Raw genomic sequence first — 24,325 nt, 5'->3', positions numbered from 1 at the left:
GTCGCCACGGGGCTTTCGCCGCCCGGGGGACAGGGCCGGGGGGGGGGGCCCCCCCCCCCGGCCCCCCGCGCCCGGCCGGCCGGGCGCGGGCGCTACTTGAGGGTGGCGGAGGTCAGGCCGGCCTGGATCTGGCGCTGGAAGGAGAGGTAGACCGCCAGCATCGGGATGACCGCGATGGTGGCGCCGGCGAACAGGACGGGCAGGTCCGTCTCGTAGCCCATCTGGTACTGGAGCTGGATGAGGCCCTGGGTGAGCATGTAGCGCTCGGGGTCTCCGCTCGTCTGCGGCTGCATGAGCACGGCGGGAAGGATGTACTGGTTCCACTGGCCCAGGACATTGAATATCCCGACGCTGATCAGGCCGGGCTTGGCCATCGGCAGCATCACCTGGAAGAAGATCCGGGTGTCGGAGGCGCCGTCGATGACCGCCGCTTCGTGGACCGCCGTGGGCAGGGTCCGGAAGAAGGAGTGCATGAAGAAGACGGTGAACGGCATGGAGTAGGCGACGTACACCAGGATCAGGCCCTGGTAGGTGTTCAGCATGTCGAAGCGCTTGACCATGAAGAACAGCGGCACGAGCGCCAGGAACACGGGGAACATCGCCCCGCTGACGAAGAAGTAGTAGATGACCCGGTTGCCCTTGAAGGGGTAGCGGGCCAGGACGTACGCCGCCATCGAGCCGAACAGCATGGTCAGCGGCACCGAGAACACCAGCACGATCAGCGTGTTGGTGAAGTACCCGCCGATGCCCTTGTCCCAGGCCCGGCCGAAGGCGTCGAAGTTCCAGTTCGAGGGCCAGCTCAGCGCCGAGCCGCCGATCTGCGCGTCGGTCTTGAAGGAGCCGAGCGCGAGCCAGATCAGGGGCAGCACGATCATTATCGCCCAGAGGACGAGGAACCCGTGCGAGAAGACGTTGAGGACCACGCCCTCGGAGCGGCGCTTGTCCGGCTCCCCCGTCCGTCCGGCTCCGCCGGACCGCTCCGCGGCAGCTTCGCCCGGAGCCTTGATCACTGTGGACTGTGCACTCATCGTGGAGCTCCGCTCAGAACTCGATGCGCTCGCGGCGGGTGGCGCGCAGCGTGATGACGGAGAGGATCATGGTCAGGACGAGCATGACCACGCCCATGGCGCAGGCGTAGCCGCTCTTGCCGAAGTACAGGAAGTTGCGCATCAGCACGGTTGCCATGACCTCGCTGTGGTGGTCGGGTCCGCCTCCGAACTGGCCCGAGGTCATGGTCGACACGAGGACGAACATGTCCATCGCGGCGATGCCCAGGTAGACCGCGGAGGTCTGCACAGAATCCCACAGCAGGGGCAGCGTGACCTTGAAGAAGGTCTGGGCGCGCCCGGCGCCGTCGAGCAGGGCCGCCTCGTAGATGTCCTTGGGGACGGACTGCATGGCCGCGGAGAACAGGACGAGGTAGAAGCCGACGCCGTGCCAGACCACGACGAAGAGCAGGCACCACAGGACGAAGTTGGGTTCGTTCAGCCATTCGACCGGGTGCTGGGCGTCGATCAGGCCGGTCTTGACGAGGAAGCCGTTGAGCAGGCCGCCCTCGTCACTGCGGTAGATCGCGCCGAACAGCACGGCGAGGATCGCGAGGGACAGGACCTGCGGGAAGAAGTAGACGACCTTGTAGAAGCGCGATCCGCCGATCCCCTGGACGCCGCCGGCCCCGCTGCGGCCCCCCGCGTTCACCATGAAGGCGAAGAAGAGGGCGAGCAGGATGGTGATCACCGGGACGAACACCAGGAGCAGCAGGTTGTTCCAGAGGGCGCCGCGGAAGACCTCGTCCTTCAGCAACGTCGCGTAGTTGTCCAGACCGACGAAGTCGAACGTCGGGGACTGCCCCGTCCAGTTGGTGAAGGAGTAGCCGAATGTCTGCACATACGGCCAGATGACGAAAGTGAGGTACAGCGCGAGTGGCGCGATGAGGAAGCCGGCGATGAAGCCGTTCTTGCCTCTCCCCTGGGCTACGTGGCTCATGGTGTCCGTCCCTGGTGTCGCCGGGTGGCCGGTGGACGTGGTGTCAGCTGCGCTTGTTGTTCTTCGCGTTCGGGTCCTGGGCCGCCTTGTTTACCGCAGCCTGCGCGCGCTTGATCCACTCCTTGGGCTGAATGCGCTGCGCCATCAGCTCATTGGACGCGTTCTCGATCTCCGTGCCCATCTCGCTGTACCACTCGGTGTACAGGTAGTTGAAGGTGTTGTCGCCGGCGCCCTTCAGGGCCTCGACGGCCGACTGGGTGCCGGGGCGGAGCTTGACGTTCGGGTCGACGCCGTCCTTGACCACGGTGAGCGAGTTCGCCTGCTGGGCGAAGATCGTGGACCACTCGCGGGACAGCATGGAGCGGAGGAACTCCAGGCCCGCCGCCTTGTTGGCGGCCTTCTCCGGGACGATGAAGGGCTCGCCGGCGCCGGCCCGGATGGCCTCGAAGGGGAGCTTGCTGTCGGCGAGGACGGGGACCGGCAGGAACTTCATGTCGAAGTCCTCCGGGGTCTGCTTCAGCTGCTCGTTCTCCAGCCAGGAGCCGGAGGGGATGAAGGCGGCCTTGTACTGGTTCCACGCCGTCTGGGACTCGGTGTGCGTGAGGCCGTTGGTGCCCGGCATCAGGAGGCCCTTCTCGACCACCTCGTAGACCGCCTCGACGGCGGCGAGCGCCGCCGGATTGCCCTCGAAGGCGTTGGGTTCGAGGTTGTCGATGGCCTTCATGGCCTCCAGACCGCCCTTCTTGGCGATCAGGTCCATGATGACGACATTGATGTAGTACGGGTACTTGCCCTGGTGGGCGACGCCGCCGATGCCCGCTTCCTTGGCCTTGGCGCAGACGGCCAGGAACTCGTCCCAGGTCTTGGGGGCCGTCCAGCCCTTCTCCTTGAAGAGCTTGCCGGAGTACCAGAACCCGAAGACGGTGTAGACGTAGTTCAGCGCCACGAACGTGCCGCCCTGGGTGCCCTGTTCGACGGTGCCCTTGATGAGGGTGTCGCGCACCTTCTTGGAGGGGTCGTCGAGCGAGGGGGCGTCCAGGACCACCGCGAGGTCGGCCAGCTGGCCGCCCTTGAAGAGCACGTCCAGCTTGATCTGCTGGGCGCCGGCGTCGTCGACGACGTCCGGGGGGTTGCCGCCGTTGAAGCGCGGCTGGAGCTTGGCGGTGATCTCCTGGGTACCCAGGTGCGAGCTGGTCGTGCCCCACTTCTTGTCGAAGGCGGCCTCCCATGCCTTCGCGTAGTCGTCGCCGAAGCCGCCCTTGAAGACGACCACGTCCAGCTTGCCGCCCTTGGCGACGCCGAAGGGGTTCTCGGGGGTGGTGGGGGCCTTGGAGGGACCGTTGGTGGTCGCCTCCTCGCCGCCGGAGGCGCACGCGGACAGGAAGCCCATCGTGGGCACGGTGATGAGGCCGAGTGCCGCGGAGCGCTTGATCAGATCACGGCGGCCGAGGCCCGCACCGATGCTGTTCTCGCCGTGGGCGGAGGTGGATCCCATGCTCAAGTCCTCGCCTTCGTCAGGAGTGTGAAGGAGGAAGGAAATACGGCAGTTGCCGTACATGCGGACATCGCCGCAGGTCCCCGCCGTCCCCCGGTCCGGAGCCGCTCGTCTCGCGGTGGTCTGGACGGGCACAGGTATAGTCCACTTCCGCTCGCCGGAGCAAGATCGTGCACAAGGATGGGCCTCAGTTTTTCCGAGTTGAGACCTCTCCGTCACCTGGTCCCGTCCGCGGGGGCGCCGCGGACAAACGGAAGGGCCGCACCCCCTTTTGGTGGGGATACGGCCCTATGGTGCCGACTGGCGGAGCCCCGGCGACTGATTGGGGCTCCGCCTGGCGCGCCCTAGCCCCGGATGAGGTTCCGGAGCACGTACTGCATGATGCCGCCGTTGCGGTAGTAGTCCGCCTCGCCCGGCGTGTCGATGCGGACGACCGCGTCGAACTCCACCCCGGTGTCGGTGGTGACCTTGACCGTGCGCGGGGTGGTGCCGTTGTTCAGCTCCTCCACACCGGTGAAGGCGAAGGTCTCCTCGCCCGTGAGGCCCAGCGAGGCCGCCGTGGCGCCCTCCGGGAACTGCAGCGGCAGGACGCCCATGCCGATCAGGTTGGAGCGGTGGATGCGCTCGTAGGACTCGGCGATGACGGCCTTGACGCCGAGCAGCGCGGTGCCCTTGGCCGCCCAGTCGCGGGAGGAGCCGGAGCCGTACTCCTTGCCGGCCAGGATGACCAGCGGGACGCCGGCGGCCTGGTAGTTCTGCGAGGCGTCGTAGATGAAGGAGACCGGCGCGCCCTCGACCGTGAAGTCGCGGGTGAAGCCGCCCTCGGTGCCCGGCGCGATCTGGTTGCGCAGGCGGATGTTGGCGAAGGTTCCGCGGATCATGACCTCGTGGTTGCCGCGGCGGGAACCGTACGAGTTGAAGTCGCGGCGCTCGACGCCGTGCTCGGTGAGGTACTTGCCGGCCGGGGTGTCGGCCTTGATCGCACCGGCCGGGGAGATGTGGTCGGTGGTGACCGAGTCGCCCAGCTTCGCCAGCACGCGCGCGCCGGCGATGTCGGAGACCGGGGTGGTCTCCATCGTCATGCCCTCGAAGTAGGGGGGCTTGCGGACGTAGGTGGACTGCGGGTCCCACTCGAACGTGTTGCCGGTCGGGATCGACAGCGCCTGCCACTGGGCGTCGCCGGCGAAGACGTCCTGGTAGGACTTGCTGAACATGTCCTCGCCGATGGCGTTCGCCACGACGTCGTTGACCTCGGCCTCGGAGGGCCAGATGTCGGCCAGGAAGACCGGCTTGCCGTCGAGGTCGGTGCCGATGGCGTCCTTGGTGATGTCCACCTTCATGGAGCCCGCGATGGCGTACGCGACGACCAGCGGCGGGGAGGCCAGGTAGTTCATCTTGACGTCGGGGTTGATCCGGCCCTCGAAGTTGCGGTTGCCGGAGAGCACCGAGGTGACCGCGAGGTCGGCCTCGTTGATCGCCTTCGAGATCTCCTCGTCCAGCGGACCGGAGTTGCCGATGCAGGTGGTGCAGCCGTAGCCGACCAGGTTGAAGCCCAGCTTGTCCAGGTACGGGGTCAGGCCGGCCTTGTCGAAGTAGTCGGTGACGACCTTCGAACCGGGGGCGAGGGTGGTCTTGACCCAGGGCTTGCGGGTCAGGCCCTTCTCGGCCGCCTTCTTCGCCACGAGCGCCGCGGCGACCATGACGTAGGGGTTCGAGGTGTTGGTGCAGGAGGTGATCGCGGCGACGGTCACAGCGCCGTGGTCGATCTCGAAGGAGGTGCCGTCGGCCAGGGTCACCAGGGTGGGCTTGGTCGGCACACCGTTGGAGGACGCGGGGGCGTCGGACGCCGGGAAGGACTCCTTGCCGGCCTCCTCGTCGTCGCTGACGTAGTTGCGCACGTCCTGCGCGAACTGCTGGGCGGCGTTGGCGAGGACGATGCGGTCCTGCGGGCGCTTCGGGCCGGCGATGGAGGGGACGACCGTGGCGAGGTCGAGCTCCAGCTTCTCGGAGAAGTCCGGCTCGGCGGCCGGGTCCAGCCACAGGCCCTGCTCCTTGGCGTACGCCTCGACGAGCGCGACCTGCTGGGCGTCGCGGCCGGTCAGGCGCAGGTACTTCAGGGTCTCGTCGTCGATCGGGAAGATCGCGGCGGTGGAACCGAACTCCGGCGACATGTTGCCGATGGTGGCGCGGTTCGCGAGGGAGGTGGCGGCGACGCCCTCACCGTAGAACTCGACGAACTTGCCGACGACGCCGTGCTTGCGCAGCATCTCGGTGATCGTCAGCACCAGGTCGGTGGCGGTGGTGCCGGCCGGCAGCTCGCCGGTCAGCTTGAAGCCCACGACGCGCGGGATCAGCATGGAGACCGGCTGGCCCAGCATCGCGGCCTCGGCCTCGATGCCGCCGACGCCCCAGCCCAGCACACCGAGGCCGTTGACCATGGTGGTGTGCGAGTCGGTGCCGACGAGGGTGTCGGGGTAGGCCTGGCCACCGCGCACCATGACCGTGCGGGCCAGGTGCTCGATGTTGACCTGGTGGACGATGCCGGTGCCCGGCGGGACGACCTTGAAGTCGTCGAAGGCGGTCTGGCCCCAGCGCAGGAACTGGTAGCGCTCCTTGTTGCGGCCGTACTCCAGCTCGACGTTCTGCGCGAAGGCTTCCTTCGTGCCGAACTTGTCGGCGATGACCGAGTGGTCGATGACCATCTCGGCGGGCGACAGCGGGTTGATCTTCGCCGGGTCACCGCCGAGGGCCTTCACGGCCTCGCGCATGGTGGCGAGGTCCACGACGCAGGGGACGCCGGTGAAGTCCTGCATGATCACGCGGGCCGGCGTGAACTGGATCTCCTCGCTGGGCTGGGCCTGCGAGTCCCAGTTACCGAGCGACCGAATGTGGTCGGCGGTGATGTTCGCACCGTCCTCGGTACGGAGCAGGTTCTCCAGCAGGACCTTCAGGCTGTAGGGAAGGCGGGCCGCGCCCTCAACCTTGTCCAGCCGGAAGATCTCGTACGACTCGTCGCCCACCTGCAGCGTGCTGCGGGCGTCGAAGCTGTTCGCCGACACGACAGTCTCCTTCATGCATGAATTACGCGCGTTTACCGCATCCTGCCGCCACGCCCCTTGGCCAATCCGCTAAGGTAGGGCTAAGTTAGGTAACCCTTACCAGCGGGGGCGGCTGCGGTTCGCCTTCGGCAGATATCTCGATGTCGAGATAACTCTAGTACATGTCGCCCCGAAGGGACGAGGCGCGCACCCCCTGACCGCTCTCATCCGGACGAGTCGTTCACTCAGCGAACCCGGTCGTCGGGCTTCCCGTCTCGGTGAATCCAGGCACGAGGACCGTTGGAAACGACTGGTGGTGCCTGCCCTGTCGGCCCGTTGAGGACCGCTACGCCCTCGGCGAAGCAGAGCCGCGCAGGCTCACCGTCCGTGTTTGAGTGACTTGGTGAAGATCTTGGTCTTGGGCGGAACGGCGTGGGTGGGCCGCGAGGTCTCGCGGCAGGCACTGGAACGTGGGCATCGGGTGACCTGCCTGGCCCGCGGGGAGAGTGGCGAGGCAGCCGAGGGAGCGGTGTTGGTAGCCGCGGACCGACGTGATCCGTCGGCGTACGAAAGCCTCGCGGACCGGGACTGGGACGCCGTGGTCGAGGTGTCGTGGCAGCCGGGCTTCGTCCGCGGCGCACTGGCGGCGCTCGGCGAGCGGGCGGGCCACTGGTCGTACGTGTCGTCGGTCAGTGCGTATGCCTCGCACGCGCAGCCGGGGGCGGACGAGTCGGCGGAACTGCTTCCGGCTGCCGAGCGGGACGAGGTCGACCGCGAGGAGTACGGGAAGGCCAAGGTTGCCTGCGAGGAGGCCGCGGCGGTCGCGGTGGGTGACCGGCTGCTCATCGCGAGGGCGGGACTGATCGGCGGCCCCGGTGATCACAGCGGCCGCACCGGGTACTGGGTCGGCCGCGCAGCCCGCGAGCCGCTGGCGCCGCTGCTGGTGCCGGCTTCCCCGGACAGCCCGACGCAGGTGGTTGACGCGCGGGACCTCGCGGCATGGCTGCTGGACTGTGCGGAGAAGGGGACGACCGGAACGTACAACGCGGTCGGCCCCATCGTTCCCTTCGGGGAGTGGGTCGCACTGTCGAGGGAGATCGGCGGGCACACCGGGCTGACGGTGGAGGCCGACGCCGACTGGCTGCTCGGGCAGAACGTGGCCCAGTTCATGGGTCCGCAGTCGCTTGCGATGTGGATGGCCGACCCGGACTGGGCCGGCTTCAGCGCCCGCGACGGCGCCGCGGCCAGCTCGGCCGGCCTGCGGCACCGGCCCCGGGCGGAGCTGCTGGCCGACACCCTGCGCTGGGAACGGGAGCAGGGTTTGGACCGGCCCCGCCGGGCCGGCCTGAGTATCGAGCGCGAGCGCGAACTCCTGGAGGCACTGGGGTAAGGATGCGTGGGGGGGGCTCGCGCGAAGCGGGACGGGGTGTCTGCGGCCCGGCCGGAACGGGGAAGACCGCCGTGATCACCCAGCTCGGCCGTGCGGGCCCCACGGGGAACATTGGCGGCACGTCTTCGACTCCCATTATTCCGAACTCCGGGCAGCCGGCTTCTCGCCGTCCGGACGCACCTCGGCTGTTGCCACCAGCAGCGACCTCACACTCTGGACCCGACCGGCCTTCGATGCCGACTGGCACGGGCAAGGGCCGGCATGAATCGGGAAGGATTCGCCTCGACGCTCCGTGAACAGACGACGGCGTGCGCACCTGCACGCGAGGCCCTGCTCAGCGGAGGCGTCTTTGTCACGCAGTGACGCAGCCGATGCGTCGTGGTTCTGAGGTCACCCCGAAGCTGCAGCGACCTTGCCGAAGGCGACACGCGATCGGGCCGACGGCCGGCGGTTTCGCCCGCCGGAGCCGGAGTCCGCGTCCTCGGGGGCTCTCCCGGCAGGCCGCGTACGCTCGGCCGGGTGCCTCGACGATCGAAGAAGCCCCGCCGGCTGGTCGCCGGCGGGCGCGTGTACATGTGGACGATGCGCCACAGCCATACAAGGGGTCCCGACGGCCGGGCCGTGGACTGCCGGCACATCCTCACCCTGTCCCCGCAGCCCTCGGGGAGCGGCGGCCCCCTGCGCGTCGTCTTCGCCGACGGGCCCGGCAGGTATGTCCCGGGCGGCGCCCCCTTCGGCTCCGGGGACGTGGGTTTCACCCGGGGCGCGAACCTGAACCTGCACGAGCCGGGGGCCGTCCGGGCGCTGCTCGACGCGGCACTGTCCCGCGGCTGGCAGCCCGGGGAGCGGCGGCCGTCGGAGGTCGACGGCTGGCCCCTGCTGGAGGCGGTGGCCGCCGCACGGGCCGTCGGCGCCGGCCCCGATGCTCCGGCGCGGTGAGATCGCTCGCGGCGGGGGGCGCGGACGGCGGGGTCGGGGGCGGGGGCCGGGGCGGGGCGCCGACCGGGCGAGCGGCCGTCCCCCTCCGCACACGGACGCCGTTCGTCACCGCGCGGGCCAGCGGCGGGACATATACCCCCCGAATGGCCCAACGGGGCGAAACCGAACGGGGGTGCCGGAGCAACTGGCCCCCGGCGCACCTACGGAGGTTCTGCCCCCTTTGTCCTGGCTCGTCGCGCAGCACCTCCGGGCGGGGCCCATGATGGAAGCTGACGGTCGGTAACACCCGTACGCCACACCCCACGCGAGCCATATCTCATATCTGAGATACGGTGCACCCATGGCAGACGACTACCTCGCACGCATCGGCAAGCTCATCCGTGACGCCCGGCAGCACCGGGGCTGGACACAGAGTCAGCTGGCCGACGCGCTCGGCACCAGCCAGAGCGCGGTGAACCGGATCGAGCGCGGCAACCAGAACATCAGCCTGGAGATGATCGCCCGCATCGGTGAAGCGCTCGACAGTGAGATCGTCTCCCTGGGCTACGCCGGCCCGATGCACCTGCGCGTGGTGGGCGGGCGCCGTCTCTCCGGCGCCATCGACGTCAAGACGAGCAAGAACGCCTGCGTCGCCCTGCTGTGCGCGTCCCTGCTCAACAAGGGCCGCACGGTCCTGCGCCGGGTGGCCCGGATCGAGGAGGTCTACCGCCTCCTGGAAGTCCTCAACTCCATCGGCGTCCGCACCCGCTGGATCAACGACGGCGTGGACCTGGAACTCGTCCCGCCGGCCCGCCTCGACATGGAGGCCATGGACGCGGACGCGGCCCGCCGCACCCGCAGCATCATCATGTTCCTCGGCCCCCTGCTGCACCGGATGGACCACTTCCGCCTGCCGTACGCCGGCGGCTGCGACCTCGGCACCCGCACCATCGAGCCGCACATGATCGCCCTGCGCCGCTTCGGCCTGGACATCACCGCGACGGAGGGCATCTACCACGCGCAGGTCGAGGCCGGAGTCTCCCCCGACCGCCCGATCGTGCTGACCGAACGCGGGGACACGGTCACCGAGAACGCCCTGCTGGCCGCCGCGCGCCACGACGGGGTCACCGTCATCCGCAACGCCTCGTCCAACTACATGGTCCAGGACCTGTGCTTCTTCCTGGAGGCGCTGGGCGTCGAGGTGGAGGGCATCGGCACCACCACCCTCACCGTCCACGGCGTCCCCCACATCGACGTGGACGTGGACTACTCCCCCTCCGAGGACCCGGTCGAGGCGATGAGCCTGGTCGCCGCCGCGGTGGTGACGGAGTCGGAGCTGACCATCCGCCGGGTCCCGATCGAGTTCATGGAGATCGAGCTCGCGGTCCTGGAGGAGATGGGTCTCGACCACGACCGCTCCGCGGAGTACACGGCGGACAACGGCCGCACCCGCCTGGTGGACCTGACGGTGCGCCCCTCCAAGCTCGAAGCCCCGATCGACAAGATCCACCCGATGCCCTTCCCCGGGCTGAACATCGACAACGTCCCCTTCTTCGCGGCCATCGCCGCCACGGCCCAGGGCCAGACCCTGATCCACGACTGGGTGTACGACAACCGGGCCATCTACCTGACCGACCTCAACCGCCTCGGCGGCCGCCTCCAACTCCTGGACCCGCACCGGGTGCTGGTCGAGGGCCCCACCCGCTGGCGCGCCGCGGAGATGATGTGCCCGCCGGCCCTCCGCCCGGCCGTGGTCGTCCTCCTCGCGATGATGGCGGCCGAGGGCACCTCGGTCCTGCGCAACGTCTACGTCATCAACCGCGGCTACGAGGAACTGGCCGAACGCCTCAACTCGGTGGGCGCCCAGATCGAGATCTTCCGCGACATCTGACGGTGCGCGCGGTCGGGCTGCCCGTCCAGGGGCGCCCGACCCCGCGGCCGGTGCGGCCCAGCCCCCTTCCGTCGCGCGACAGCGCGGCCGGAGGGGGCTTTTCGGCTTTCCCGCCCGGGGGCGGTCGGTGCCCCGGGCGGGGGCGGCGCCGGGGTGCGGGTTGCCGGTGTGTCGCAGTTTTCGTACTTCCGCCTGCGGTCGTCGGCTTTCTCTGTAATCTCGCCCCACTTGCCGGTGGCAGCACCGCTGAAGTCGCTCCGCGCCCCCTTGGAGAGCCGTGTACCCAGCGCCCCACCCCTACCCACCCATGCCCTCGTCCGCCCGGAAGTGGTGGCAGCATCCCGCTCTGATCATCGCGGCTCTGGTGGTCCTGCCGCCGGCCGGTATCGCTCTGGCCTGGACGAGCGGCTGGAGCAAGGGAAAGAAGACCACCGCCACGGTGCTCGCCGCGCTGTGGTTCCTGGTCCCGTTCATGGGTGACCCGCCGAAGAAGCCGGCGGCCGCCGCCACGCCCCCGGCCGTCGTCGCCCAGACGTCGAGCGCCTCGCCGACGCCCTCCGCGAGCCCCACACCGACGCCGAGCCCGACACCCGCGGAAGCGCCCATGCCGAACGTCGTCGGTATGCCCTTCGCGGACGCCGAGAAGGCCGTGGAAGCCCTGATCGACGGCGAGTTGAAGGCGCTCAGCGCCTACGTCGACGTCGAGGTCGCGGGGGACCACGCGGCCTGGGTCGTCTGCTTCCAGAGCCCCGCCGCCGGGACGGTTCCCGTACCGCGGTCCGCCGACCCGAACGTCCACCTGGTCGCCCCGGGTACGAAGTGCCCGGCCGCGGCCGGATCCGCCCTGCGCCCCGTGCCGCCGCCGGAGCCGGCGCCCAAGCCGTCGCCGACCCCGACCCCGGCTCCCGACAACGACGACAGCTCCAGCAGCTCCTCCTCGGGCGGGTCGACCACCGGCGGGGGCGGCAGCACCTACTACAAGAACTGCGACGCCGCCAGGGCCGCCGGGGCCGCGCCGATCCGCGTGGGTGAGCCCGGCTACCGCAAGGGGCTCGACCGCGACGGCGACGGGATCGCCTGCGACCGCTGACCCCGCTCCCCGGGAGCCGCGACCCCGCTCCGGGCGCGCCGGTTCAGGCCGCTCGGACGGGGTCGGCCGGGAGGGACCGGTACGTCTCGCGCAGGGCGGCCAGGACCGGGTCGTCGGGTGGGAAGGGGGCGGTGTCGATCGCCGTGACGGCCCGGACGCCGATGCCCGCGTTGGTGGCGAAGGCCGCCCGCATGCCGTGGGCGGCCTCCCGGGTGACGGGGGTGACGACGTGGGGGTGGTGGCGGCGCAGGAGCTCCATCGTGACGCCCGGCAGGACCTCGGCCGCCGGCCAGACCACGGTGCCGTCGGCGTCGACGAAGCCGACGTTCCAGGTGGGGCCCTCCGAGACCAGCTCGTCGCGGCCGAGGAAGAGCGCGTCGTCGAAGCCGCCGCGCTGCGCGGTCCGGCGCGCGTGCAGGGCCCCGAACAGGCCGGTGTGCTTGACCGCCGGCGCGTCGCGCTCGTACGGGACGGATACGACCCGCATCGGGGGCGGCGCGAGCGGCCCCGCCGGGCGGGTGGTCACCAGTACGCGCGGAGCGGCCGGTGCGGAGGGCCGGCCCAGGTCCAGCGCGGGGTCGAAGACGGTGACGCGGACGATCAGCGGCGCGCCCCCGCCCGCCGCGCTTCCCGCGACCGCGCGGCCCAGGTGCCGGCGTACCCCGTCGAGGTCCAGCTCCGCGTCGAACACCGCACGGCAGTCCCGCCGCAGCCGCTCCAGGTGCGCGGCCAGGCCCCGTACCCGGCCGTCCTCGACGCGCATCGTCGTGAAGTGCCCGTAGTTGACGAGTGCCAGGGCGCGCAGGGCCTCCGGGTCGGCGGCGGCTCCGTCCAGTTCCATCACGCCGCCCAGTCTTCCACCGCGGGGCGCGGCCGGTCGGACCGGTCGGCTCCCGCACCGCGTGCCGCGGCCCGGTCAGACCGCGGTCGGCGCGTGGTTGCCTTGGAGGCGGGCGAGGTCCGAGGGCCGGACCTGGATCGCGAACAGCGCTATCACCGCCGCGACCAGGGTGAAGATCGCGGCCGTGACGAAGGCGGCGGAGACGCCCGAGGTCAGGACGTAGTCGCCCCAGGGGTCGGGGAGTCGGCCGGTGCGTTCGAAGAGGATCCGCTCCGCCGGGGTCGCCTGGGCGAGGAAGGCCGGGACCTGCTGCTCGGCCTCGGTGCGGCTGGCCGTACCGAAGACGGTGACCAGGATGGACAGCCCGAGCGAGCCGCCGACCTGCTGCATCGCGTTGAGGAGCCCCGACGCCGCGCCGGACTCCCGGTCCGGGACGTTCGACAGCGCCATCAGCGTCAGGGACACGAACTGCATGCCCATGCCCAGGGCGAACAGCAGCATCGGGCCCAGGATGCTGCCCAGGTACGTGGAGTCGACGTCGGTCAGCGTCAGCCAGGCCAGACCGGCGGCGCTGCACAGGGCGCCGATCACCATGAACGGTTTGGGTCCGAACCTCGGCAGCAGGTGCGAGGTGAGGCCCGCGCCCACCGCGATGACGGCGCTCACGGGGAGGAAGGCGAGGCCCGCCCGCAAGGGGCTGAAGCCCAGGACGTTCTGCACGAACAGGGTCAGGAAGAAGAACATCCCGAAGATCGCGCAGGCGAGGAAGAGCATCATCCCGTACGTCCCGGCCCGGTTGCGGTCGGCGAACATGTGCAGCGGGGTGATGGGCTGGGGCGAGCGGCGCTCGATGAGCACGAACGCGGCGAGCAGGACGACGGCCAGGGCGAAGGACCCGAGGGTGACCCCGTCCCGCCAGCCCTCCTGCGAGGCCCGGATGAAGCCGTAGACGAGGGCGACCATGCCCAGGGTCGAGGTCAGCGCGCCCGCGAGGTCGAAGTGCCCGGGGTGCGGTTCGGACTCCCGGATGACGCGGGTGGCCATGAGGGCGATGAGCAGCGCGATCGGGACGTTGACGAAGAGCACCCAGCGCCAGTCGAGCCAGGTGACGAGCATGCCGCCGGCCAGCAGGCCGATGGCGCCGCCGCCGGCCGACACGGCCGCGAACACGCCGAACGCCCGGTTGCGTTCCGGGCCTTCCTTGAACGTGGTCGTGATCAGCGCGAGGGAGGTGGGGGAGGCGATCGCTCCGCCGACGCCCTGGAGGGCGCGGGCGGCCATCAACTGCGCGTCGTTCTGGGCGAATCCGCCCAGCAGGGAGGCGAGGCCGAAGAGCAGGACGCCGAAGATGAACACGCGTCGCCGGCCGAGGATGTCGCCCGCGCGGCCGCCCAGCAGGAGCAGGCCGCCGAAGGTGAGCGTGTAGGCGTTGACGACCCAGGACAGGTCCTCGGTGGAGAAGCCGAGGTCGCTCTGGATGTGCGGCAGCGCGATGTTCACGATGGTGATGTCGAGAACCACCATGAGCTGGCAGGAGGCGATGACGAACAGCGCGAGGCCGTTCGCGCCGCCACGGACCTTGCCGTCGGTCCCGTTCGTGCTCGGCACAGGGTTCCGGTCCACCCTCACGACGCTAAGCCCGGGCCCGGGAGGCCACCACTCGAACGGCCTAGTGCCGGTGATATATCACATGTCACACTACGATCATGGATGACTTCCTCACGCTCTCGGCACGGACGGCCCGCTTCACCTACGGCGCCCCGCGCGCGTTCACCTTCGGGGACGGCGGCAGGCTGCTCTGGTACCTGCGCTCGGACGGCCCCACCGACCCCTTCGACAGCCTCTGGGTCCTCGACACGGCCACCGGCGCCGAGTCCCGGACGGCCGATCCGCGGGAACTGTGCCCGGAGCCCGGCCCGCTCCCCGTCGCCGAGCGCCGGCTGCGCGAGCGCATCCGCCTCGTCGCCGCCGGGATAGGCTCGTACGCCCTGTCCGGCGACGGCCGCCGCGCCGTGTTCCCCCTCTACGGGCAGCTGTACGCGGCCTCCCCCGACGGGACCGGGGCCGCACGGCTCCCGGTCGCCGGACCGGCGACGGATCCCCGGCCCAACGCCGACGGGTCGCGCACCGCCTACGTCTGCGCCGACGCCCTGTACGTCAGCCCGGGCGGCCGGGTGAGCCCGGACGACGGGGCCCGGTGGGGCGTCGCCGAGTTCGCCGCCGCCGAGGAGCTGGGCCGCGCCCGGGGCCACTGGTGGTCCCCGGACGGGGCCACACTGCTCGCCGCCCGCGTCGACGAATCCGCCCTGCAGCGGCGCTGGTTCACCGACCCCGCTCACCCCGAGCTGCCGGCCGAGGACTTCGCGTACCCCGAGGCGGGCGGCCCCAACGCCGAGGTGCAGCTGTGGGTGCTGCGCGAGGACGGCGACCGGATCCGGCTCGACTGGGACGCGGGGACCTACCCGTACGTCTCCGACGCGGGCTGGGAGTCGGCCGGGGAGATCCTGCTAACCGTCCAGGACCGGCTCCAGCGCAACGTCCTGCTGCTCAGCGCCGACCCTGCGACCGGCCGCACCCGGGAGCTCTCCCGGACCACGCACCCGCTGTGGGTGGACCCGATGCTCCCCGGCACCCCCGCCCGGCTCCCCGACGGCCGGATGCTGACCGCCGCCGACACCCCGGGCGGAGCCGCGCGCGCCCTCGCCGTGGACGGCGAGCTGCTCACCGGCGACGGGACACAGGTGCGCCGCGTGGCCGGGAGCCACGAGGGCCTGCTGCTGATCGAGGCCGGGCAGCGCGACCCCTCCGAGCAGCAGGTGCTGCTCCTCGATCCGGCGACCGGGGAGACCACCCCGCTCGCCGACGGCCCCGGGGTGCACTCCGTCCAGGCCTCGGCCGGCTGCCTGTTGCTGACCTCCGCCGACGCGGACGGCGTGCGGCGGACCGTACGCACCGCCGAGGGGCGGGAGTTCACCCTCCGCGACCTGTCCGAGCCGCTGCCCCACCGGGTGGTCCCGGTCCTGGAGCGGGTCACCGAGCACGGGGTGCCGACGGCCCTCACGCTGCCGCGCGGGCACGTGCCCGGGCAGCGCCTGCCCGTCCTGCTCGACAGCTACGGCGGCCCCGGCTTCCAGGACGTCAGCGCCGAGCCCCGCCGCTGGCAGCACCGCCAGTGGTGGGCCGACCAGGGCTTCGCGGTGGTCACCACGGACAACCGCGGGACGCCGTACGTCTCCCCCGCCTTCACCCACGCCGTCCACCGGGGCTTCTCCGAGGTCACCCTCCAGGACCAGGTCGCGGCGCTGCGGGCGCTCGGCGACCGGCACCCGGACCTGGACCTCGGCCGGGTCGGGGTGCGCGGCTGGTCCTACGGCGGCTACCTGGCCGCGATGGCGGTCCTGCGGCGCCCGGACGTCTTCCACGCGGCGGCGGCCGGAGCCGCGCCGACCGACTTCCGGCACTACGACACGGCGTACACCGAGCGGTACCTGGGACTGCCGCAGGAGCACCCGGAGGTCTACGAGCGGGATTCGCTGATCCCCGACGCGCCGAAGCTCAGGCGCCCGCTGCTCCTGGTCACCGGCCTCGCCGACGACAACGTCCACCCGTCCCACACCCTGCGCCTGTCGCGGGCGCTGACGGACGCCGGCCGCCCGCACCAGCTGCTCGCGCTGCCCGGCGTCACGCACATGACCCCGGGCGGTACCCGCGAGAAGGTCATGGCCCAGGAACTGGCCTTCTTCCGCCGCGAACTGGCCTGAACACCTGAGCGCCCGAGCGCCCGAGCGGTCCGCGGGCACGGCCGGGCACGGGCGAGGGCCCCGGAGACGCCATCGGCTCCGGGGCCCTCCCCTTCCCGTGATCCCCGTCAGTCACCCGGGAAGTGACACGCCACCTCGCGCCCGGCGGCCGTACGCAGCAGCGGCCGCTCGGTGCGGCAGATGTCCTCGGCCTTGGGGCAGCGCGGGTGGAAGGTGCAGCCGGGGGGCGGAGCGGTCGGGCTCGGCGGGTCGCCGAGCAGCACGATCCGCTCCCGCCGCCGCTCCGCCACCGGGTCCGGCAGCGGTACGGCGGACAGCAGCGCCCGGGTGTAGGGGTGCTGGGGACTGGCGTACAGGGCGTGCTTGTCGCCGATCTCGACGATCCGGCCCAGGTACATGACGGCCACCCGGTCGCTGACCCGCTTGACCACCGACAGGTCGTGCGCGATGAACACGTACGACAGGCCCAGCTCCGCCCGCAGCCGCTCCATCAGGTTGACGATCTGGGCCTGCACGGACACGTCCAGGGCGGAGACCGGTTCGTCGGCGACGATCAGGCGGGGGCTGGTCGCCAGCGACCGGGCGATCCCGATGCGCTGCGCCTGCCCGCCGGAGAACTCGTGCGGGTAGCGGTCGATGTGCTCGGGGATCAGTCCGACGAGCTCCATCAGCTCGGCGGCGCGGCGGCGGGCGTCCCGCGCGGTCCAGCCCTGGACGAGCAGCGGGTCGCTGATGATCCGGGCGACGGACTGGCGGGGGTTGAGGGAGGAGTGCGGGTCCTGGAAGACCATCTGGATGTTCCTGCGCAGCGGCCGCAGGGCGCCCCGGGACAGCCGGGTGATGTCCGTGCCGTCGAAGGCGACCCGGCCCGACGTGGGCTCCAGGAGCCGGACGAGCATCCGGCCGGTGGTGGACTTCCCGCAGCCCGACTCCCCCACCAGGCCGAGGGTCCGGCCGGCCTCCAGGTCGAAGGAGACCCCGTCCACGGCGCGTACGGGAGCCCCCCGGCGCCCGGTCGCGGACCGCTTGCCGGGGAAGGTCATGGTGAGGTCGCGTACGGACAGCAGCGGTTCGGTACGGGTCATCGGGCCGCCTCCTCGACGACGGTGCGGACTCCGGGGAAGTGGCAGGCGGCGGTGCGGCCGGGCCCGTCCCCGTACCGGACCGGCTCCGGGCGCTCCTGGGCGCAGCGCGCGGCGGCGCGCGGGCAGCGCGGGGCGAAGGCGCAGCCCGGGGCGGGCGCGAGCAGGGACGGCGGGGAGCCCGGGATGGAGGGCAGCGGCTCGTCGTCGGCGGTGTCGAGTCGCGGGAGGGAGTCCAGCAGGCCCCGGGTGTAGGGGTGGGCGGGGTCGGCGAACAGCTCCTCGACCCCCGCCTGTTCGGCCGCCCGGCCGCCGTACATGACCAGGACCTCGTGGGCGACGCGGGCGACGACTCCCAGGTCGTGCGTGATCATCACGACGCCGAGGCCGCGCTCCTGCTGGAGGCGGGCGATCAGCTCCAGGATCTGCGCCTGCACGGTGACGTCGAGCGCGGTGGTCGGCTCGTCGGCGATCAGCAGCTCGGGTTCGCAGGCCAGGGCCATGGCGATCATCGCGCGCTGGCGCATGCCGCCGGAGAACTGGTGCGGGTACTCGCCGGCCCGGCGGGCCGGTTCCGGGATGCCGACCTCGCCGAGCATGTCGACGGCCCGCCTGCGGGCGGCGGCCCGTCCGGACCTGAAGTGCACCCGGACGTGCTCGGCGATCTGTTCGCCGACCGTGTAGTAGGGGTGGAGGCTGGACAGCGGGTCCTGGAAGATCATGGCCATCCGCCGGCCGCGGACCTTCGAGAGCTCCCGCTCGGACAGTCCGGTCAGCTCGCGTCCGGCGAGGGCCACGGAGCCGCCGACCTCGGCGCCCCGGTGCAGGCCCATGACGGCGAGCGAGGTGACCGACTTGCCGGAGCCCGACTCGCCGACGATGCCGAGGGTGCGGCCGGCCTCCACGGTGAAGGCGAGCGAGTCGACGGCGCGCACGGGGCCGCGCGCCGTGGGGAAGGTGACGCGCAGATCGCGTACCTGGAGGAGCGGAGCGGTCATCAGTACCTCACCCTCGGGTCGATGACGGCGTACAGGAGGTCGACGGCGAGGTTGGCGACGACGATGAAGAAGGCGGCGAGCAGGGTGACCCCGAGGACCACGGGTTGGTCGGAGCTGACCAGCGCCCCGTAGAACAGCCGCCCGACGCCGGGGAGTCCGAAGATGGACTCGGTGATGACGGCGCCCGCGAGCAGGCCTCCGAGGTCCATGCCGAAGATCGTCAGGACGGGGGTCATCCCGGAGCGCAGCCCGTGCTTGACGACGACGACCCGCTCGGGCATCCCCTTGGCGCGGGCCGTGCGGATGTACGGCTCGGCCATCGCCTCGATCATCGAACCGCGGCTCTGGCGGGCGTACATGGCGGCGTACAGCAGCGCGAGCGCGGTCCAGGGCAGCAGCAGGTTCGAGGCCCAGGCGAGCGGGTTGTCGGAGAAGGCCCGGTAGGTGGGGTAGGGCAGGAGGCCGGCTGTGCGGATGACACCGTGGATGAGCATCACGGAGGTGAAGTAGACGGGCAGCGAGGCCGCGGCGACCGCCCCGACCATCAGCGCCTTGTCGGTGAGGGTGTCCTTGCGCAGGGCGGCGGTGACTCCGGCGCCCAGGCCCAGGACCAGCCACAGCACCGCGGCGCCGACGGCGAGGGAGGCGGAGACCGGGAGCCGGTCCATGAGCAGGTCCCACACGGGCAGGGAGTTCTCGTACGAGTAGCCCAGGCAGGGGAAGCCGCACTCGACGGCGTACTGGCCGCTGCCGAGCGTGCGGCCGGTGAAGATGCCGGTCAGGAAGTCGGCGAACTGCCGCCACAGGGGCTGGTCGAGACCGAGGTACGTGCGTACGTCGGCCAGCCGCTCGGCGCTGCAGGTCTTGCCGCAGGCGGCCGCGGCCGGGTCGGCGGGCAGCACGTAGAAGATGAGGAAGGTGACGGCGGTGATGGCGAGGAGGACGCCGGCCACGGCGAGCAGCCGGCGGGCGAGGTAGAGGATCAACTGCGGCCGCCCCTCGGGTCGAGGATGTCGCGCAGGGCGTCGCCGAGCAGGGTGAAGGCGAGCACGGCGAGGAAGAGGAACACGCTGGGGATGACGAAGTACATGGGGTCGGTCTCGTAGAAGGCCACGGACTCGGCGATCATCTGGCCCCAGGACGGCGTGGGCGGGCGGACTCCGACGCCGAGGTAGCTGAGGGCGGCCTCGGTGCTGATCATGCCGGGGATGAGCAGCGTGGTGTAGGCGATGACGGGGCCCGAGACGCCGGGGAGGATCTCGCGGGTCAGGATGCGCCAGGAGCCGGAACCGCCGACGCGGGCGGCGTCGACGTACTCACGGTGTTTGAGGGAGAGGGTCTGGCCGCGGACGACGCGGGCGACGCCGGGCCAGCCGAAGACGCCGATCACGACGGTGATCAGGACGATCCGGTTGACGTCCTTGGCCGCGGACAGCATCGCGATCATGAAGATCAGTGAGGGGAAGGACATGGTCAGGTCCATGAGCCGGGACAGGACCGTGTCCGTGCGGCCGCCGAAGTAGCCGGCGGCGATCCCGGCGGAGGTTCCGGCGAGGACCACGATGGCGGTGGCCGCGAAGGCGATCAGGAGGGAGACCTGCGCGCCGTGGACCACGCGGGCGAACAGGTCCCGGCCGGTGACGGGTTCGACGCCGAGCCAGTGCTCGGAGCTGATCCCGCCGAAGGAGCCGAGGGGCTGGCCGCCGAGGTAGGGGTCGATGGCGCTCTTGTCGAACTCCTCGGGGGACCAGCCGCCGAGCGCGCCCAGCCAGGGCGCGGTGGCGGCGGTCAGGACGAAGAGCAGGACGAGGCCGAGGCTGACGCGGACGGCGGGGCGGCGGCGGAGTTCCCGCCGGGCGAGCTGCCAGGGGCTGCTGCCCGGGGGGACCTCCTTCGCCTCCGGGGCGCCGTCGGCGGGTGCGGTGGTGGTCGTCATGTCGGGATGCCGTCGGGTCCGGCCGGCCTCAGCCCTGGCTCTTCGACGGGTCCTTGAGCCCGATGGTGGCGTAGTCGATGGTGCCGGTCCACACGGGGTGGCCGAAGGCGCCCGCGATGTTGGGGCCGACGAGCAGGGGCTTGCGCTCCAGCAGGACCGGGACGGAGGGGGACTTCGCCATGAGGGCGGCGTCGAGGTCGATCCAGGCCTGGTTGGCCTGCTGGGCGTCGGCCATGGCGTTGATCTCGTCGATCCGCTTCGTGGTGGCCTCGTCGCGGAACTGGCTGTAGTTGCCCTGGTTGCCCTTGTCCTTGATGGTGCGCCCGTCGAACACGAAGGGCAGCCAGGTGGAGCCCGACGGGTAGTCGGGGCACCAGCCGGTGAGCGTCATGTCCGGGGTGGTGGACAGGTCGCCGATGACGTCGTAGTACGCGCCCGGGTCGACGGTGTCGACGACGACCTCCACACCGGCGCGGGACAGGCCCTGCTGGATGGCCTCCGCCTTGGCCTTGTCCCCCGTGGACACGGCAAGTGAGACCTTGAGGCCCTCCTTGCCGGCGGCCTTCAGGAGCTCCTTGGCCCTGGCCGGATCGCCCGCCGGCGCGATCTTCAGGGTGTCGGCCTGCTTGCCGCCGGACAGGGCCGGGGGCAGGTAGGCGGTGGCGACCTCGTTGAGGGCCGGGCCGCCGCCCGCGGTGACCACGGCCTCCTTGTCGACGGCGTACTGCATGGCCTCGCGGACCTTGGGGTCGTCGAAGGGGGCGCGGGAGTTGTTCAGGTGGAGCATCTCCGTGCAGCCCTGGGACTCGGCGAGCAGGCGCGCCTTGACGTCGGGCCTCGGCAGCACCTTGGGGGCGCTCTCGGGACGCATGTCGGAGTACTGGACGGCGGAGGCGTCCGCGCCCTCGCCGGCGATGATGCGGTCGTCGATCTGGCCGCCCTTGAGGCCCATGACGACCACGAACCGGTCCGGGTAGGCCTTGCGCACGGTGTCGGTCCCCGGGTCCCAGTGCTCGTTGCGGACCAGGACCAGCTTCTTGTCCCGGTCGTACGAGTCGATCTTGTAGGGGCCGGAGGAGAAGGGGCGGGCGTCGTACTGGGTGCCCTTCTCCTGGGCCTGCGGGACGGGCGCGAAGGTGGGCAGGGTGGCGGTGGCGGAGAACTCGGCGACGGGCCGCTTGAGTTCGAAGACGATCGTGCGGTCGTCCGGGGTCTTGACCGAGTCGAGGTGCTCGCCCTGGAGCGGGCCCTTGTAGCCCTCGGTGCCGGCCAGGTACTGGGCGGCGTAGTCGGGGCCGCCGGTGAGGTCGGGGGCGAAGGAGCGCTCGACGTTGTACTTGATGTCCTGGGCCCTGACCGGCGAGCCGTCCTCGTACTTGACGCCCTCCTTGAGGGTGAAGGTCCAGGTGCGCCCGCCGTCGGACGGGGTGCCGAGGTCGGTGGCGAGGTCGGGGACCAGCTCGCTGCCGGCCTTGCCGGGCTCCGCCTTGAAGGTGACCAGCGTGCGGTAGAGGAGGCGGGTGCCGAAGTCCATGGTCGGCATGACCCAGTTGCGGGCGGGGTCGAGGTGGGCGAAGTCCTGGTTCGACAGGACCGTGAGCGTCCCTCCCTTGACCGGGGTGCCGCCGAGGACCTTGCCGTCGTTGGCGGCGGCCGGGTTGGCGGCGCCCGCGCCGCCCGCGCCCTTCGCCGGTTCGGAGCAGCCCGAGGCGCCGACTGCGAGAGCCGCCACCAGGGCGGTGGCGAGGGCGAGTTGGGTGCGCTTGGTCATGGGTCACTCCAGTGAAGGGCCGCGCTCTACGATGTGACCGATAACATAGTAATGTGAAATTGCACTGACAAGAGGTTGAGCCCCCCGTTATCCAGCCGTGTCCAAATCCGTTTGCCCTACGCGGAGTTGAGCCGTGGCCTACGATCACCGCCCATGGACATGGATGCGGAAACGGACCTGGAAACGGACCCGGAGACGTACGTCGACAAGGAAGCAGCCGGCGAAGCGGGCGCGGCGGCCCGCACCTCACCGCCGCCCGGCCCGGCCCGCCTGCGCGAGCCGGCGGGGGAGGACGAGGACGACCTCCACTGCCGCGTCGGGGCGGGCGCCCCCCGGCCCCCTAGACGCCCGAGCCGAGGCCGCCCGAGCCGAGACCGCCCGGGGTGCGGCCCACGGGCTCGTCGCGGCCCTGCGCCCACAGGGAGCGGACATGGCCCAGGTGGCGGGTCATGCACGCCTGAGCCGCCTCGGCGTCCCCGCTCAGCATGAGGTCGAGGAGCTCGATGTGCTCCTCCGCCGAGGACACCAGCTTGCCGGCCTCGTCCAGGCCGGTGAGCCCGTACAGCCGGGACCGCTTGCGCAGGTCGCCGACCGTCTCGACGAGCCGGTCGTTGCCCGACAGCCCCAGCAGCGAGAGGTGGAAGCGGCGGTCCGCCTCCAGGTAGCCGATGAGGTTGTGCTCGCGCGCGCTGGTCACGATCTCCTGCGCGACGGGGCGCAGGGCCTCCAACTGCTCGGCCGTGGCGATCCTCGTGATCCGGCCGATGGTCGGCACCTCGATCATCGTGCGCAGTTCGGTGTACTGGTCCAGGTCGCGCTCGCTGACCTCGGTGATCCGGAACCCCTTGTTGCGGACGGGCTCGACCAGGCCCTCCCGGGCCAGGTCGAGCATCGCCTCGCGCACCGGGGTGGCCGACACGCCCAGCTCGGACGCGAGTCCGGGCGCCGAGTAGACGCTGCCGGGACGCAGTTCACCCGCTATCAGGGCTGCTCGCAGGGCGTGGCCGACCTGGTCCCGGAGCCGTTCCTGGGCCTTGATGAGACTGTGCTGCTTCAGGTCACCCATTGCTCTTCCTCCGACACCCGCGACACCTGCGACGAGCAGAGGAACAGCGTACAATGTCACGTTTCTCTACTCGCCCCGGCGGCTTCGTACAGTGCGACCGCCACGGCAAGATCCTCCCAGGCCATGCCCACGCTCTTGAAGAGCTGTGGACAACCCGGCCGCCCGCCCCCGGGCATACGGCCCGAGACCAGGTCGGCGAGGGTGCCGGTGATATGACCGGGCCCGATGGCCCCCTCCGCCTCCGGCACCAGTAGGTCCCCCGCCTCCCGCAGAGCCGCCGTGCGCGACTCGACGTACACGGCCGCGCGTCGCACGAGGGCCGTGTCCGTCTCGCGGGCGTCCGGCTCGTGCGAGCCGACGGCGACGACGGTGGCGTCCGGACCGGCCAGGCTGCCGTCGAAGAGGGGCTCCCGCGCGGTGGTGCAGCAGATCACCAGGTCGGCGCCGGCCACGTCCTGCGGGGTCCCGGTACGGGCGGGTACGCCCAGGCCCGCGGCGTGCGCGGCGAGCGCCTCGGCCCCGGCCCGCTTCCGGGCGACCACCACGGCCTCGGCCAGCCCCCGTACGGCGAGGGCCGCCTCCAGATGCCCGTACGCCTGCGGGCCGGAGCCGAAGAGCACGAGGCGCAGCGGCCGCCCCTCGGGCGCCAGGTGGCGCAGGGCCAGAGCTGAGACCGCCGGTGTGCGCAGGGCGGTCAGGGCCGCGCCGTCGAACAGGGCCAGCGGGCGCAGGGTGGGGCCGTCCAGCAGCAGGTAGGAGCCGGTGATGCGGGGCAGCCCGCGGCCCGGGTTGGCGGGCGCGACCCCGGCGATCTTCACCCCGGCGTACGCCCCCGACGCGGCCGGCATCAGGAGCAGTTCGCCGCCGGGCACGGCCAGTGCCGTGCGCGGCGGACAGGTCTCGGGGTCCAGCCCGGAGCGCAGGGCGGCGGCGAGCGCGTCGGCCGCGGCGGCCGGGGCGAGCAGCCCGCCCGTGGCCGCGGCGTCGAACACCCGGATGCCGGCCGGCGCGGGCCGCCCGGCCGGTGGGGGCGCGACTGGCGCGGGCCCGTCAGGCGCGGGC

Annotated in this window: 18 protein-coding genes; 5 read left to right on the top strand and 13 right to left on the bottom strand. The window is 71.5% G+C overall.

Annotated elements, in window-relative coordinates; genetic code table 11:
- Window positions 1–92: 92 nt before the first annotated feature.
- The 4 genes from ACFWUQ_RS07685 to acnA form a co-directional block, all read right to left on the bottom strand.
- A complete protein-coding gene (locus ACFWUQ_RS07685; protein WP_384534284.1) occupies window positions 93–1,028 on the bottom strand; it encodes a carbohydrate ABC transporter permease in 936 nt (311 codons plus the stop codon).
- 13 nt (window positions 1,029–1,041) lie between these two features.
- Window positions 1,042–1,986: a carbohydrate ABC transporter permease gene (locus tag ACFWUQ_RS07680; protein WP_384534281.1), complete on the bottom strand. Its 945-nt coding sequence runs from the start codon at window positions 1,984–1,986 to the stop codon at window positions 1,042–1,044.
- A 43-nt stretch (window positions 1,987–2,029) separates the two neighbouring features.
- A complete protein-coding gene (gene ngcE, locus ACFWUQ_RS07675) occupies window positions 2,030–3,481 on the bottom strand; it encodes an N-acetylglucosamine/diacetylchitobiose ABC transporter substrate-binding protein (RefSeq protein ID WP_384534279.1) in 1,452 nt (483 codons plus the stop codon).
- A 344-nt stretch (window positions 3,482–3,825) separates the two neighbouring features.
- A complete protein-coding gene (gene acnA, locus ACFWUQ_RS07670) occupies window positions 3,826–6,555 on the bottom strand; it encodes an aconitate hydratase AcnA (RefSeq protein ID WP_384534276.1) in 2,730 nt (909 codons plus the stop codon).
- 367 nt (window positions 6,556–6,922) lie between these two features.
- Between acnA and ACFWUQ_RS07665 the strand changes: the two genes are divergently transcribed.
- The 4 genes from ACFWUQ_RS07665 to ACFWUQ_RS07650 all read left to right on the top strand — a co-directional run bounded on the left by ACFWUQ_RS07665 (window position 6,923) and on the right by ACFWUQ_RS07650 (window position 11,808).
- Window positions 6,923–7,909, top strand: coding sequence for an NAD-dependent epimerase/dehydratase family protein (locus ACFWUQ_RS07665; protein ID WP_384534274.1), 987 nt, complete (start codon window positions 6,923–6,925; stop codon window positions 7,907–7,909).
- A 519-nt stretch (window positions 7,910–8,428) separates the two neighbouring features.
- A complete protein-coding gene (locus tag ACFWUQ_RS07660; RefSeq protein ID WP_384534272.1) occupies window positions 8,429–8,848 on the top strand; it encodes a hypothetical protein in 420 nt (139 codons plus the stop codon).
- A gap of 340 nt (window positions 8,849–9,188) precedes the next feature.
- Window positions 9,189–10,718 carry a helix-turn-helix domain-containing protein gene (locus ACFWUQ_RS07655; protein WP_384534269.1) on the top strand — a complete coding sequence of 510 codons (1,530 nt, stop codon included), beginning with the start codon at window positions 9,189–9,191 and terminating at the stop codon, window positions 10,716–10,718.
- A 307-nt stretch (window positions 10,719–11,025) separates the two neighbouring features.
- On the top strand, window positions 11,026–11,808 hold the full coding sequence (locus ACFWUQ_RS07650) for an excalibur calcium-binding domain-containing protein (RefSeq protein ID WP_384534266.1): 783 nt from the start codon (window positions 11,026–11,028) through the stop codon (window positions 11,806–11,808).
- 43 nt (window positions 11,809–11,851) lie between these two features.
- Here the strand turns inward: ACFWUQ_RS07650 and ACFWUQ_RS07645 are convergent, their stop codons facing one another.
- Window positions 11,852–12,649 carry an aminotransferase class IV gene (locus tag ACFWUQ_RS07645; protein ID WP_384534415.1) on the bottom strand — a complete coding sequence of 266 codons (798 nt, stop codon included), beginning with the start codon at window positions 12,647–12,649 and terminating at the stop codon, window positions 11,852–11,854.
- 75 nt (window positions 12,650–12,724) lie between these two features.
- Window positions 12,725–14,257, bottom strand: a complete 1,533-nt coding sequence (locus tag ACFWUQ_RS07640; RefSeq protein ID WP_384534412.1) for an MFS transporter — start codon at window positions 14,255–14,257, stop codon at window positions 12,725–12,727.
- 98 nt (window positions 14,258–14,355) lie between these two features.
- On the opposite strand from ACFWUQ_RS07640, the gene ACFWUQ_RS07635 reads away from it, so the two are divergent.
- Window positions 14,356–16,410: a prolyl oligopeptidase family serine peptidase gene (locus ACFWUQ_RS07635; protein WP_384534263.1), complete on the top strand. Its 2,055-nt coding sequence runs from the start codon at window positions 14,356–14,358 to the stop codon at window positions 16,408–16,410.
- 107 nt (window positions 16,411–16,517) lie between these two features.
- On the opposite strand, the gene ACFWUQ_RS07630 is transcribed toward ACFWUQ_RS07635, so the two are convergent.
- The 7 genes from ACFWUQ_RS07630 to ACFWUQ_RS07600 all read right to left on the bottom strand — a co-directional run bounded on the left by ACFWUQ_RS07630 (window position 16,518) and on the right by ACFWUQ_RS07600 (window position 24,255).
- The gene (locus ACFWUQ_RS07630; protein ID WP_384534261.1) at window positions 16,518–17,495 is read right to left on the bottom strand and encodes an ABC transporter ATP-binding protein; all 978 of its coding nucleotides are present in this window, start codon (window positions 17,493–17,495) and stop codon (window positions 16,518–16,520) included.
- On the bottom strand, window positions 17,492–18,490 hold the full coding sequence (locus tag ACFWUQ_RS07625) for an ABC transporter ATP-binding protein (RefSeq protein ID WP_384534259.1): 999 nt from the start codon (window positions 18,488–18,490) through the stop codon (window positions 17,492–17,494). Before ACFWUQ_RS07625 ends, ACFWUQ_RS07630 begins: the two co-directional genes overlap by 4 nt.
- Window positions 18,490–19,476, bottom strand: a complete 987-nt coding sequence (locus ACFWUQ_RS07620; protein WP_384534256.1) for an ABC transporter permease — start codon at window positions 19,474–19,476, stop codon at window positions 18,490–18,492. Before ACFWUQ_RS07620 ends, ACFWUQ_RS07625 begins: the two co-directional genes overlap by 1 nt.
- Entirely contained in the window at window positions 19,473–20,426 is a 954-nt protein-coding gene (locus ACFWUQ_RS07615; RefSeq protein ID WP_384534253.1) for an ABC transporter permease, read from the bottom strand. The genes ACFWUQ_RS07620 and ACFWUQ_RS07615 overlap by 4 nt, the downstream gene beginning before the upstream one ends.
- Window positions 20,427–20,454: 28 nt before the next feature.
- On the bottom strand, window positions 20,455–22,197 hold the full coding sequence (locus ACFWUQ_RS07610; protein WP_384534250.1) for an ABC transporter substrate-binding protein: 1,743 nt from the start codon (window positions 22,195–22,197) through the stop codon (window positions 20,455–20,457).
- A gap of 340 nt (window positions 22,198–22,537) precedes the next feature.
- On the bottom strand, window positions 22,538–23,263 hold the full coding sequence (locus ACFWUQ_RS07605) for a GntR family transcriptional regulator (RefSeq protein ID WP_384534247.1): 726 nt from the start codon (window positions 23,261–23,263) through the stop codon (window positions 22,538–22,540).
- Between the two features lie 56 nt (window positions 23,264–23,319).
- Complete coding sequence (locus ACFWUQ_RS07600) at window positions 23,320–24,255, bottom strand: ornithine cyclodeaminase family protein (protein ID WP_384534410.1); 936 nt, start codon at window positions 24,253–24,255, stop codon at window positions 23,320–23,322.
- Window positions 24,256–24,325: the final 70 nt, after the last annotated feature.

Origin of the sequence: Streptomyces sp. NPDC058662 (genome assembly GCF_042716255.1) — a bacterium.
GTDB lineage: Bacteria > Actinomycetota > Actinomycetes > Streptomycetales > Streptomycetaceae > Streptomyces.
This window is presented reverse-complemented; position numbering and strand designations above follow the sequence as displayed.

Coding starts and splice junctions, on each gene's coding strand:
- ACFWUQ_RS07625 (WP_384534259.1), bottom strand. CDS start 18,490: ATGACCGCTCCGCTCCTCCAGGTACGCGATCTGCGCGTCACCTTCCCC.
- ACFWUQ_RS07655 (WP_384534269.1), top strand. CDS start 9,189: ATGGCAGACGACTACCTCGCACGCATCGGCAAGCTCATCCGTGACGCC.
- ACFWUQ_RS07630 (WP_384534261.1), bottom strand. CDS start 17,495: ATGACCCGTACCGAACCGCTGCTGTCCGTACGCGACCTCACCATGACC.
- ACFWUQ_RS07615 (WP_384534253.1), bottom strand. CDS start 20,426: ATGACGACCACCACCGCACCCGCCGACGGCGCCCCGGAGGCGAAGGAG.
- ACFWUQ_RS07645 (WP_384534415.1), bottom strand. CDS start 12,649: ATGGAACTGGACGGAGCCGCCGCCGACCCGGAGGCCCTGCGCGCCCTG.
- ACFWUQ_RS07680 (WP_384534281.1), bottom strand. CDS start 1,986: ATGAGCCACGTAGCCCAGGGGAGAGGCAAGAACGGCTTCATCGCCGGC.
- ACFWUQ_RS07635 (WP_384534263.1), top strand. CDS start 14,356: ATGGATGACTTCCTCACGCTCTCGGCACGGACGGCCCGCTTCACCTAC.
- acnA (WP_384534276.1), bottom strand. CDS start 6,555: ATGAAGGAGACTGTCGTGTCGGCGAACAGCTTCGACGCCCGCAGCACG.
- ACFWUQ_RS07650 (WP_384534266.1), top strand. CDS start 11,026: ATGCCCTCGTCCGCCCGGAAGTGGTGGCAGCATCCCGCTCTGATCATC.
- ACFWUQ_RS07605 (WP_384534247.1), bottom strand. CDS start 23,263: ATGGGTGACCTGAAGCAGCACAGTCTCATCAAGGCCCAGGAACGGCTC.
- ngcE (WP_384534279.1), bottom strand. CDS start 3,481: ATGGGATCCACCTCCGCCCACGGCGAGAACAGCATCGGTGCGGGCCTC.
- ACFWUQ_RS07685 (WP_384534284.1), bottom strand. CDS start 1,028: ATGAGTGCACAGTCCACAGTGATCAAGGCTCCGGGCGAAGCTGCCGCG.
- ACFWUQ_RS07610 (WP_384534250.1), bottom strand. CDS start 22,197: ATGACCAAGCGCACCCAACTCGCCCTCGCCACCGCCCTGGTGGCGGCT.